Annotated in this window: 8 protein-coding genes; 7 read left to right on the top strand and 1 reads right to left on the bottom strand. The window is 42.0% G+C overall.

What is annotated here, in order from left to right; genetic code table 11:
• Positions 1-6 precede the first annotated feature (6 nt).
• A complete protein-coding gene (locus tag QYT14_RS04235; RefSeq protein ID WP_288323985.1) occupies positions 7-1,353 on the top strand; it encodes a glucose-6-phosphate isomerase in 1,347 nt (448 codons plus the stop codon).
• 102 nt (positions 1,354-1,455) lie between these two features.
• Entirely contained in the window at positions 1,456-2,190 is a 735-nt protein-coding gene (locus tag QYT14_RS04230; RefSeq protein ID WP_237038253.1) for an HAD-IA family hydrolase, read from the top strand.
• 178 nt (positions 2,191-2,368) lie between these two features.
• Here the strand turns inward: QYT14_RS04230 and QYT14_RS04225 are convergent, their stop codons facing one another.
• Positions 2,369-3,577, bottom strand: a complete 1,209-nt coding sequence (locus QYT14_RS04225; protein WP_288323984.1) for an ROK family transcriptional regulator — start codon at positions 3,575-3,577, stop codon at positions 2,369-2,371.
• A gap of 563 nt (positions 3,578-4,140) precedes the next feature.
• Here QYT14_RS04225 and nagB point away from each other — a divergent pair.
• From nagB to QYT14_RS04200, 5 genes are all read left to right on the top strand, one after another.
• Complete coding sequence (gene nagB / locus QYT14_RS04220) at positions 4,141-4,932, top strand: glucosamine-6-phosphate deaminase (protein WP_237038255.1); 792 nt, start codon at positions 4,141-4,143, stop codon at positions 4,930-4,932.
• 4 nt (positions 4,933-4,936) lie between these two features.
• Positions 4,937-6,925: a glucosamine-6-phosphate deaminase gene (locus QYT14_RS04215; protein WP_237038256.1), complete on the top strand. Its 1,989-nt coding sequence runs from the start codon at positions 4,937-4,939 to the stop codon at positions 6,923-6,925.
• Between the two features lie 236 nt (positions 6,926-7,161).
• Entirely contained in the window at positions 7,162-8,580 is a 1,419-nt protein-coding gene (locus QYT14_RS04210; RefSeq protein WP_288323983.1) for a sialate O-acetylesterase, read from the top strand.
• Between the two features lie 63 nt (positions 8,581-8,643).
• Entirely contained in the window at positions 8,644-11,421 is a 2,778-nt protein-coding gene (locus QYT14_RS04205; protein WP_288323982.1) for a sugar-binding domain-containing protein, read from the top strand.
• 108 nt (positions 11,422-11,529) lie between these two features.
• The gene (locus QYT14_RS04200; RefSeq protein ID WP_288323981.1) at positions 11,530-12,078 is read left to right on the top strand and encodes an RNA polymerase sigma-70 factor; all 549 of its coding nucleotides are present in this window, start codon (positions 11,530-11,532) and stop codon (positions 12,076-12,078) included.
• The last annotated feature ends 59 nt before the right edge of the window (positions 12,079-12,137 follow it).

Below are 12,137 nucleotides of genomic sequence, written 5' to 3'. Positions count from 1 at the left end.
GATACAATGAAGAATATTAGTTTAAACATCGACAAAGTAGCCGGATTTGTTTCAAAAGAAACGATCGCTGCTTATGCACCTCAGGTAAAAACCTGCATTGAAACACTGGAAAACGGTACAGGTAAAGGTAATGATTTCTTAGGCTGGCTACACTTGCCTTCATCAATTACTGCCGAACACTTGACTGATTTGCAAGAAACAGCTCGGGTACTTCGCGAAAACTGTGAAGTAGTCATCGTTGCCGGTATCGGTGGCAGTTATCTTGGTGCACGCGCCATCATTGAGGCTTTGTCTAATAGCTTCCAATGGTTGCAGGAAAAGAAAAATGCTCCGACTATCATTTACGCAGGACATAATATCGGTGAAGATTACTTGTTCGAACTGACAGAGTTCTTGAAAGACAAGAAATTCGGTGTAATTAATATCTCTAAATCAGGTACTACTACAGAAACAGCTTTGGCTTTCCGCCTGCTGAAAAAACAATGCGAAGACCAACGTGGCAAAGAAATGGCAAAAAAAGTAATTGTAGCCATTACCGATGCCAAAAAAGGAGCAGCACGTGTAACAGCCGACAAGGAAGGCTATAAATCATTCATTATTCCGGATAACGTAGGCGGTCGCTTCTCTGTATTGACCCCCGTAGGTTTATTGCCTATTGCAGTAGCCGGATATGACATCGTTAAATTAGTGGAAGGTTCGCGCACAATGGAGTCTCTTTGCAGCAATCCCAATACACCTTTCGCAGAAAATCCCGCAGCCGTTTACGCAGCAACCCGTAATGCCTTATACCAAGACGGCAAAAAGATTGAAATTCTAGTAAACTTCCAGCCTAAATTGCATTATGTATCAGAATGGTGGAAACAACTGTATGGAGAATCTGAAGGTAAAGAAAACAAAGGTATCTTCCCCGCTTCTGTAGACTTCTCAACAGACCTCCACTCTATGGGACAATGGATTCAGGAAGGCGAACGTACTATCTTCGAAACAGTAATCTCTGTCGAGAAGCCGAATCATAAACTTGAAGTTCCTTCGGATGAGGCAAACCTCGACGGATTAAACTTCTTGGCCGGAAAACGTGTAGATGAAGTAAATAAGATGGCAGAACTGGGTACTCAATTGGCACACGTAGACGGTGGTGTTCCCAATATGCGTCTGATTGTTCCTGAACTGAACGAATTCTATTTGGGAGAAATTATTTACTTCTTTGAAATCGGTTGCGGCATCAGTGGCTATATTCTTGGTGTTAATCCTTTCAACCAACCGGGTGTGGAAGCATACAAAAAGAATATGTTCGCTCTGTTGAACAAACCGGGATACGAAGAAGAATCTAAAGCAATCCAAGCTAGATTATAATTTATAAGATTTTTATTTAGGCACGGATTTCACGGATGAATGCAGTTCCACTAAAGACTGCGAATCTGTGTAATCCGTGCTTCATTATGATACAATAAAAGAATGTTCCAAAAAGCAATAAACAATTATCTCCAATCTCACGGATACGATGCCATCCATCTGAAAGCCGTATTATTTGATATGGATGGCGTATTATTCAACTCTATGCCCAATCATGCCGAATCATGGCACAAAGTGATGCTCCGTTTCGGCTTCGGGCTCAGTCGTGATGAAGCTTACATGCACGAAGGCCGTACAGGAGCCTCAACGATAAACATCGTAAGCCGCCGTGAACGCGGACATGACGCTACAGAAGAAGAAATCAAAGCGATTTATCAGGCAAAAACTGAGGAATTCAACAAATGCCCTATAGCAGAAAGAATGCCCGGTGCCTATGAGGTTCTGATAAAAATCAAAGAAGAAGGCCTCATTCCGATGGTAGTAACCGGTTCGGGACAGACCTCTCTATTAGACAGACTAAACCACAATTTCCCCGGCATATTTAAAAAGGAACTGATGGTTACCGCTTTCGACGTAAAATACGGTAAACCTAATCCCGAACCTTACTTAATGGCTTTAAAGAAAGCCCACCTCCAGCCCAATGAAGCACTCGTTATAGAAAATGCGCCATTAGGAGTACAAGCCGGAGTAGCTGCGGGCATCTTTACGATTGCGGTAAACACCGGTCCTTTGCCCGACCAAGTGCTATGGGATGAAGGGGCAAACCTGTTATTTCCTTCCATGCCTGCATTTAATGAGGATTGGGAAATATTAAAACGAGAACTGGCATACAAATAAAAAGAACTGTTACATTGTTACCTGGAGCTGTCAAAACTCTCCCTTTATCAAAATCACCCTCGCTACAACGACCTGTGGCGAGGGTGACTTTTAGTTTATGAGAGTGTCTACACATCCTCAAGATTTACCGTGTACATTCGGGCGGATTTAATCTGCCCTAGATATACCGAAAGAAAGGCTAAGACTCAAACAATTTGCTTCTAGAAAGCATGCACGCACCGATAATACCGGCTCTCTCCTTCAATTTAGATTCCACAATCACAGAATCGCGATTCATCAAGTTGAGCGTATACTTGCGGATTGCCGTCGTAATAGGCTGTATCAGATAATCTCCTGTGCGAGAAAGATCACCGCCGATAATCACCAGTTCAGGATTAAATATATTAATCAATCCGGCAACATGCCTTCCCAACTTCACGCCAATTTCTTCTACCAACTCAATACAAAGCAAATCTTCTTTGTTCACAGCAGCAATAATATCATCAAGCGTTATTTCCTCAAGGTTCTTCCTACTGTTCGAAATAATAGAAGTCTCTCCATTATTAATATGCTCCAATAAAATACGCTGCAAGGCAGAACCTGAAACTTCAGTCTCTATACATCCTTTCTTTCCACAATGACAGATAATCTCATTTTCATATCCGTAATTATGTCCGAATTCGCCGGAGAAACCTGATTTTCCTTTATAAAGCTTTCCATCAATGATAATGCCCATACCCAGCCCCCAACTGACATTGATGAGAATGATGTTCTTTTCACCTTTCACCGCACCCTGCATATACTCACCATATATCATTGCACGCGTATCATTATCAATCGACACCCGGAAACCGCCCAATTTTTCAGAAATAATATCCGACAGCGGACGCTCATCAAAATTAAAGATACTATAACTGTATCCCAAATCAGGATTTACACGTCCCGAAAGATTCACATTAATATTCAATACCTTATCCTGTTCTATCGGAAGTTTCTGAAGGAATTGTTTTATTATCTTGCACAGCTCATCCAAGCATTCAGGAGTATTCTTCGCTCTAAAAGGTACGTTCATCTTTAGCTGCATCACGTCACCTTTAAAGTTAACCAACCCCATGTGAATAGAGAACTGGCGCACCTCTACTCCGACAAAATAGCCAGACTCTGCATTCAGTCCATACAGACTAGGATGTCTGCCTCCACTGGTTTCCAACTTTCCATAGTCATTGATGTACCCATCCTCACACATTTCATCAATGAATTTTGTGACAGTAGGTACACTCAAATCCATTTCTCTTGCCAAATCAGTAATGGTAGAACTACCATTATAAATATAATGTGTGATGATACGTTTCTTCATCACAGCCAACTTAGAGCCTTTTTCTATCTCTTTCAACAACTTATCACCCATATTAAAATATTCCGTTAATGCTCACAAATATAGTTATTTTTTTATGAAAGCACATTCCACAAAGAGAGAATTTTGCAAAAAGATTTTATAAAACCTAATATATTATACCTTTCTGTCAATTATTTCTAATTTCAAAGAATTATTTGTCAATACCGTTTACGCACCCACAAATCAGGCGATTATTAAATAAGCCCTATATAATAAATAAATTCACTCATTGCACTCCATTACTAAATCATTTACATATCAATATCAGCCATGACCTGCATCCCCCCCTATTTCTTTCCTAATAAATTAAAGAAGATAGCATGCATCCGACCTTCCATCCCATTCTCTCTTTTTCATTTTAGAAAAACCGTTTTTTAATGTTATTTTCCATAAAAACGAAAGAGAATGCTAATAAAACAAAGAAAATCACTCCTTCAGGAAGAAAAAAACAATTTATTGAAGGGAATGTCCCCGATTTTCAGTAATATTGCATCTCGGGTGAATAGTTCATCCTAAAACAGACAATAAATAGAATAAAACGAATAGTTAACTTAAAACTTTAAAAAGAAAGAACCATGAGAGTAATTATCGAACCTGATTATCAAAAACTGTCACAATGGGCAGCAAACTATGTAGCAAGTAAAATTAATGCGGCAAACCCTACTCCCGAAAAGCCATTCGTATTGGGATGTCCTACCGGTTCATCACCGCTGGGTATGTACAAAGCGCTGATTGAACTGAACAAGCAAGGAAAAGTATCTTTCCAGAACGTTGTTACTTTCAACATGGATGAATATGTCGGTCTACCCGAAGACCATCCTGAAAGCTACCACACATTCATGTGGAAGAATTTCTTCAACCATATCGACATCAAGAAAGAAAATGTACATATCCTGAACGGAAACGCAGCAGACTTGGAAGCTGAATGTGCAAACTACGAAAAGCAGATTGCCGAAATCGGTGGCATCGACCTGTTTATGGGCGGTATCGGTCCTGACGGCCACATCGCTTTCAACGAACCGGGCTCTTCTCTGTCTTCTCGCACCCGTATCAAGACACTGACTACCGATACCATCATTGCAAACTCACGCTTTTTTGACAATGACGTGAACAAAGTTCCCAAAACTGCGTTAACAGTAGGTGTAGGAACTGTTCTTTCAGCCAAAGAAGTGCTGATTATCTGCAACGGTCACAACAAGGCCCGCGCATTGCAACATGCTGTCGAAGGCGGTATCACCCAAATGTGGACTATCAGTGCATTGCAAATGCATCAACATGGCATCATTGTTTGTGATGAATCAGCTACAGATGAACTGAAAGTAAGTACTTACAAGTATTTCAAAGACATCGAAAAAGCTAATTTGTAACTTTATGAGAACAAATTTAAGTTCGCAGATTTCTCTTAACAGAGTATCTCCGAAGTATTATAAACCCGAAAATGCGGTAGAGCGTTCCGTTCTCACCCGTTTTGAAAAGGTGCCGACAGACATCTACGAAACGGTGGACGAAGGAGTGCAACACATCGCCAATGAAATAGCTGCCAAGATTCAGGAACGCCAGCGCGAAGGAAAATTCTGCGTGATTGGTGCCGGAACAGGTGCTTCATTGCGTCCGCTATATGCCGAACTCGTCCGTAAGCATAAAGACGAAGGACTGAGTTTCCGCAATGTAGTCATCTTCAACTTATATGAATACTATCCTTTGGCCGCCGAAGGTGCAGGAAGCAGTTTCGCACAACTCAACGAACTGTTTTTGGGCCAGATAGATATCGATAAGCAGAATGTGTTTACGATTGACGGTACTATTCCTCAGGAAGCCGTAATCGAATACTGCCGTCTGTATGAACAACGCATCCAGACATTTGGCGGTATGGATATCATTTTAATGGGCATCGGCCGTGAAGGTAATATTGCCATGAACGAACCGGGCTCAAGCCTCAGCTCACCTACCCGACTGATTCTGATTGACTCCACTTCGCGTGCCGAAGCCGCACACAATCTGGGTGTTGACAATCTTCCTCCTTGTTCCATCACTATGGGCGTTGCCACTATCATGGCAGCACGCAAGGTTTATCTGTTGGCATGGGGCGACGACAAAGCCGATATCATCAAAAAAGCAGTAGAAGATAAAGTAAGTGACACACTTCCCGCTTCTTACCTGCAGCTGCACAACAATGCAAATGTCTGCATTGATCTGGCAGCAGCATCTCACTTGACCCGTATCCAACGTCCATGGCTGGTAACCAACTGTGAGTGGAATGACAAATTGATTCGCAGTGCCATCGTATGGTTATGTCTGAAGACGAAAAAGCCTATTCTGAAGCTTACCAACAAAGACTATAATGAAAACGGATTGAGCGAACTGCTGGCACTCTATGGTTCTGCTTACAACGTGAACATTAAAATATTCAATGATTTGCAGCATACCATCACCGGATGGCCGGGCGGCAAACCGAATGCAGATGATACCTATCGTCCCGAACGCGCAAAACCGTTTCCCAAACGTGTGGTAATCTTCTCTCCGCACCCTGACGACGATGTTATCTCAATGGGTGGCACCTTGCGCCGTTTGGTTCAACAAGGTCATGAGGTGCACGTTGCATACGAGACTTCCGGAAATATTGCCGTAGGTGATGAGGAAGTGGTACGTTTCATGCACTTTATCAATGGTTTCAACCAACTGTTCGATGACAACTCCAACGAGACCATCAAAAACAAGTATGCTGAAATCAAGAAATTCCTTGCAGCAAAAAAGGAAGGCGATATGGACACACGCGACATCCTGACCATCAAAGGCCTGATTCGCCGCGGTGAAGCCCGCACAGCTTGTACTTTCAACCAAGTTCCTTTGAGCCGTTGCCACTTCCTCGACCTGCCGTTCTACGAAACCGGTAAGATTGAAAAGAATCCTATCAGCGAAGCCGATGTAGAAATCGTACTGAATTTGTTACGCGAAGTGAAGCCTCACCAGATATTCGTAGCCGGCGACTTGGCTGACCCGCACGGAACCCACCGCGTATGTACCGATGCTGTTCTTGCCGCCATCGATATTGAAAAGGAAGCAGGAGCTGAATGGCTGAAAGACTGCCGCACATGGATGTACCGTGGTGCATGGGCAGAATGGGAAATAGAGAATATCGAAATGGCTGTTCCGTTCAGCCCCGAAGAACTGCGTGCTAAACGTAACTCCATCTTGAAACACCAGTCTCAGATGGAAAGTGCACCGTTCTTGGGTAATGACGAACGTCTGTTCTGGCAACGTAGTGAAGACCGCAACCGCGGCACAGCAGCATTGTATGACCAGCTAGGTTTGGCATGCTATGAAGCAATGGAAGCGTTTGTAGAGTATGTTCCACTATAAGAAGTATAAGACCTAACCTATTTATACTAACCTTTAAAGTAAAAGTAAATCCCCGGAGGATGTGATATCCTGACCGGGGATTTTTATTTTCATCCAAACAATATTCCCCCTCAAAAATAGAAATATAATCCATCATTTAAGCTAAAATATCTATGGGATTATACAACAATTATTATTTCTTTTGTAAATCTATTCCTCTATCAGGAATATTCATTCACCTTAATCTATACAATATAATGAAAAGAACTATTAAAACTATTTCTATTTTTCTTGCATTATGCTATAATGCAGTTACAAATGGGCAAACTTCTACCCAAATACATTTACCGACCATATTCTCGGACCACATGGTACTCCAACAGCAAAGTACTGTTTCTATTTGGGGCTGGGGAGAAGCAAGCACTACGGTCAAATTAGTAGGAAGCTGGATGCCCAATGATACCATTTCAACCTCTGTAGATGACTGCGGACGTTGGAGCACCAAAATTCCCACCTGCGGACATGGGAGTCCGTACACCCTGCAAATATTCACCAATAACAGGAAAGAAAACAAAATAATACTGAAAGATATCCTATTGGGCGAAGTATGGTTATGCAGTGGACAGTCAAACATGGAATGGAGCCCCAATAACGGAATCCATAACCAGCAAGAAGAAATTAACAACGCTAACCATCCTCACATACGTTTCTTCAGTCTGAGCAAACAAGGGAGCAAATCTCCACAAGAAAATTGCTATGCACAATGGGAACAATGTACCCCCGAAGTAATGCAAAAGCGAAGTGCCATAGCTTATTTTTTCGGCAAACGTCTGCAACAGAAACTCAATGTACCCATAGGATTAATTGTTTCCGCATGGGGAGGAACTCCTGCAGAAGTATGGACTCCGCAAGACACGGTCATAAACAACAAAGTCATTGCCGAAGCAATAATAAACAAACCTTACCCCTGGTGGCCGGTAACACCGGGAGTTCTTTACAACAGCATGATTCATCCGTTAATGCCATACGACATTGCCGGAGCCATTTGGTATCAAGGAGAATCAAACAGAGACAATCCGTCATCATATAATTTGCTCATGGAAAAAATGATTGCAAGTTGGCGAAAAGGCTTCGGTAAAAATTTTCCTTTTTATATGGTTCAAATAGCTCCATACAACTATCACTCTACCAATAATGGTCCCGCATTGATACGTGAAGCACAAGAACAAGTAGCACATAGAGTTGATAATGTAGGACTGATAACCACTACCGATATTGGTGACCCTGACAACATCCATCCCGCCCAAAAAGCTGAAGCCGGCTTTAGACTGGCTAATTTGGTATTGGGAAAAACTTACAAAGTATTAAAAAAAGGTTATGAAACACCTTTCTTCACACAAATGACCATCAAAAAAGGAAAAGCTATCCTCTCTTTTAGTCATACAGAAAAGAAATTAGTATGTCCCGACAAAAAAATCAGAGGAGTAACGATAGCCGGAAATGACGGAAATTTCGTACCTGCCAATGCACATATCAAAGAAAACCTGCTGATAGTTTCTTCACCCAAAGTAAAACAGCCGATTGCTGTCCGTTACTGTTTCGATGATGCGACTGTAGGAAATTTATTCAATGCAGAAGGACTTCCTGTAGCACCTTTCCGCACAGATAGGAAATAAAAAATACGGGCAGGAGACAACATTTGACATATCATTAACCAATTACCATAAGCAATCAAACAAATGAAAATCAACACTTTATTATTCTTATCCCTGTTAACACTTTCATGTTCACAACCTGAAAACCGGATTAATCTGACAGGTAAATGGCAATTTACTACAGACTCCACCAATTGGAGCGGCAGCATCCTGTTGCCCGGTTCCATGGCTTCCAATGGATTAGGAAAAGATATTGACATTAGCACACCTTGGACAGGAAGCATCAACGATGAGTCTTATTTTAAGAATGAACGTTATGCCAAATATCGTAACTCCGATAACATCAAAATACCTTTTTGGCTACAACCAGTAAAATACTACAAAGGTGCAGCATGGTATCGGAAAGAAGTAAATATTCCAACCGACTGGAAACAGCAAGATATCTCTCTTTTTCTGGAACGATGCCATTGGGAAACACGTTTATGGGTAGATGATAAAGAAATAGGCATGCAGAACACACTCGGAACTCCCCATCAATATGATTTATCCGATGTACTCACTCCCGGCAAGCATACACTCACTTTACGTATAGATAACAGAATAAAAGACATTGATCCGGGAGAAAACTCACACAGTATTTCAGACCACACGCAAGGTAACTGGAACGGAGTAATAGGCGACATGTGCCTGCAAGTCCGCCCACAAGTAAACATAGCACACACAGATATTTATCCTGATATCAGTGCTAAAAACATTCGCGTAAAAACATGCTTGAAAAACAGAAAAAAGACAAAAGTCACCGCTATTCTAACCTTAAAAGCCAATGGGAAAAGCATACAACAAGAAGTAGTGCTCCTTCCCGGCGAGAACAAAACCGAAACAATACTTCCATTAGGAGACAATATTTGTCTGTGGGATGAGTTCAATCCGAATTTATATACATTGAAAGCCAGCCTGACCAATCAAGAAACAACGGTTACCGATACTCATACAGAGCAGTTCGGTATGCGCGATTTCAGAGTAATAAACCGCCACATCACCATCAACGGACGTCCTGTCTTTCTACGTGGAACACTGGATTGTGCAGTTTTTCCCAAAACCGGCTACCCACCTACCGACCAAGCCTCATGGGAAAAGATATTCACAGCCTGCCGTAATCACGGTATGAATCATATACGTTTTCATTCCTGGTGTCCTCCCGAAGCTGCTTTTTGTGCAGCCGACAAAATGGGAATGTACCTGGAAATAGAGTGCTCATCCTGGGCAAACAGCAGCACCACCATCGGAGATGGGAAACCATTGGACGCCTTTATACTAAAAGAAAGCGAAGCTATAGTGAGAACTTTTGGCAATCATCCTTCTTTCTGCATGATGATGTACGGCAATGAACCTGCCGGTGCAGGAAGCAATAATTATCTGGCCGAATTTACCTCCTATTGGAAAAAACAAGATAACAGGCGAATTTATAGCACTGCAGGCGGATGGCCCAACTTGCCTGTCAGTGATTTTTTAAGCGATCCCTCGCCACGCATACAGGGATGGGGACAAGGGTTGAATAGTATCATCAATGCCCAAACACCACGTACGGACTACGATTGGTCTGAATATATTAACCGGTTCACTCAGCCCATAGTAAGCCATGAAATAGGACAATGGTGCGTCTATCCCAATTTTAAAGAAATGAAAAAGTATACAGGTGTAATGCGCCCTACCAACTTTGAAATATTCCAAGAAAGTCTACAAGAGAATGGCATGGAAGCCCTTGCCGATAGTTTCCTTCTAGCATCTGGAAAATTACAAGTACTTTGTTACAAAGCCGACATAGAAGCCGCCCTCCGCACTAAAGACTTCGGAGGATTCCAATTGCTGGGTTTATACGATTTTCCGGGACAAGGCACCGCACTGGTAGGTGTGCTTGATGCCTTTTGGGAAGAGAAAGGATATATCTCTCCCGAAGAATACAGCCGTTTCTGCAATGCCACCGTACCATTGGCACGCCTGCCCAAACTAATTTTCACAAACAATGAAACTTTGAAAGCATCTGTAGAGGTCGCTCACTACGGAGATAGCCCTCTGAAAAACGCAACTACCGGATGGACTTTACGTGATGTTACAGGAAACATCCTCCAATCAGGAGAATGGAATGCAAAAGAAATACCTGTCGGCAATAATTTTGCTTTAGGAGAAATAGTTGCTCCACTCACTACCGTAACCACACCACAACGCTTGGTGTTAGAAGTTTCAGTAAACAATAGAAAAAATGACTGGAACATCTGGGTATACCCAACAGCCCAACAAGCCATTCCCAATGAAAATAAAATCTGTATGACCGATCGCTTGGATGCCATCACCCTAAACACACTTGAGAAAGGAGCCACAGTATTACTTTCACTAAAGAAAGGAAGTTTGTCCAAAGAACTGGGGGGCGATATCCAGATAGGCTTCTCCAGCATTTTCTGGAATACGGCATGGACTGCCAAACAAGCACCTCACACCTTGGGCATATTATGCAATCCCGCACATCCGGCTCTAAGTGAATTCCCCACAGAATATCATAGCGATTACCAATGGTGGGATGCCATGAGCCATTCCGGAGCAATTGAGTTCTGCGAACTTTCTCCCAAGCTACATCCCATTGTCCGCGTCATCGACGACTGGTTTACCAATCGCCCCTTAGCCTTATTGTTCGAAGCTAAAGTAGGTAAAGGAAAAATATTGGTTTCAGGTATAGACTTTTGGCAAGACATGGATAAACGCCCCGAAGCCCGACAACTGTTATATAGCTTGAAAAAATACATGAGCAGTCCGGCATTCCATCCTGATACGGAACTCAAAAAAGAACAAATACAGCAACTGCTATAAAGACTCTTTTATAGTAAAAAAACATCCATAAGTCATTCATCCTTATCATTTTTAAATATTTCAATATAAAATCTTAATTTTGCATTTAAATCATTTAAGTGATTCGTCATGACAAACTTTGAACAGTTCTATATCACATGGTATTCGCGTGCTATTTATTTCGCACGCGAATATATATTGTCCGAAAGTGATGCCGAAAACATCGTTCAAGACGTGTTCCTACATTTATACGAACACTGCGACCGGTTGGACGCATACACCAACCTTACAGCTTACCTGTTTACTTCCATCAAAAACAAATGCCTCGACTACTTACGCAAACGGGTGAACGAACAGGAAGCTGTAGCCGAAATGCAAAGCGAATTTGATATGGCCTTACGCATGAAATATGATTCTTTGGAAATCCTCAATACTAACTTCCCCGATGAAACCGGCATAGAAGAACGTTTGAAACAAGCTCTGCAGAAACTCCCCGAACGGTGCCGAAGCATTTTTGTCATGAACAAACTGGAAGGTAAAAAACAACAGCAAATAGCCTCAGAACTGCAAATTTCCATCAATACCGTAGAATCACAAATGGCCATTGCATACAAAAAATTACGCGAGGAATTAAAAGACTGCCTGCCTCTACTTCTTTTTTTATTTGCTCTTCCCTGATTTTTTTCATTTTCTTTTGGCGGATTCTTTCTCTTCCTTCGTTTACTATACAGAACAGA

It is taken from the genome of uncultured Phocaeicola sp. (assembly GCF_948499155.1).
GTDB lineage: Bacteria > Bacteroidota > Bacteroidia > Bacteroidales > Bacteroidaceae > Phocaeicola > Phocaeicola faecalis.
This window is presented reverse-complemented; position numbering and strand designations above follow the sequence as displayed.

Excerpts from the sequence above, each read along its gene's own strand:
- QYT14_RS04210 (WP_288323983.1), top strand. The coding sequence starts at position 7,162 with ATGAAAAGAACTATTAAAACTATTTCTATTTTTCTTGCATTATGCTAT.
- QYT14_RS04200 (WP_288323981.1), top strand. The coding sequence starts at position 11,530 with ATGACAAACTTTGAACAGTTCTATATCACATGGTATTCGCGTGCTATT.
- QYT14_RS04225 (WP_288323984.1), bottom strand. The coding sequence starts at position 3,577 with ATGGGTGATAAGTTGTTGAAAGAGATAGAAAAAGGCTCTAAGTTGGCT.
- QYT14_RS04230 (WP_237038253.1), top strand. The coding sequence starts at position 1,456 with ATGTTCCAAAAAGCAATAAACAATTATCTCCAATCTCACGGATACGAT.
- nagB (WP_237038255.1), top strand. The coding sequence starts at position 4,141 with ATGAGAGTAATTATCGAACCTGATTATCAAAAACTGTCACAATGGGCA.
- QYT14_RS04235 (WP_288323985.1), top strand. The coding sequence starts at position 7 with ATGAAGAATATTAGTTTAAACATCGACAAAGTAGCCGGATTTGTTTCA.
- QYT14_RS04205 (WP_288323982.1), top strand. The coding sequence starts at position 8,644 with ATGAAAATCAACACTTTATTATTCTTATCCCTGTTAACACTTTCATGT.
- QYT14_RS04215 (WP_237038256.1), top strand. The coding sequence starts at position 4,937 with ATGAGAACAAATTTAAGTTCGCAGATTTCTCTTAACAGAGTATCTCCG.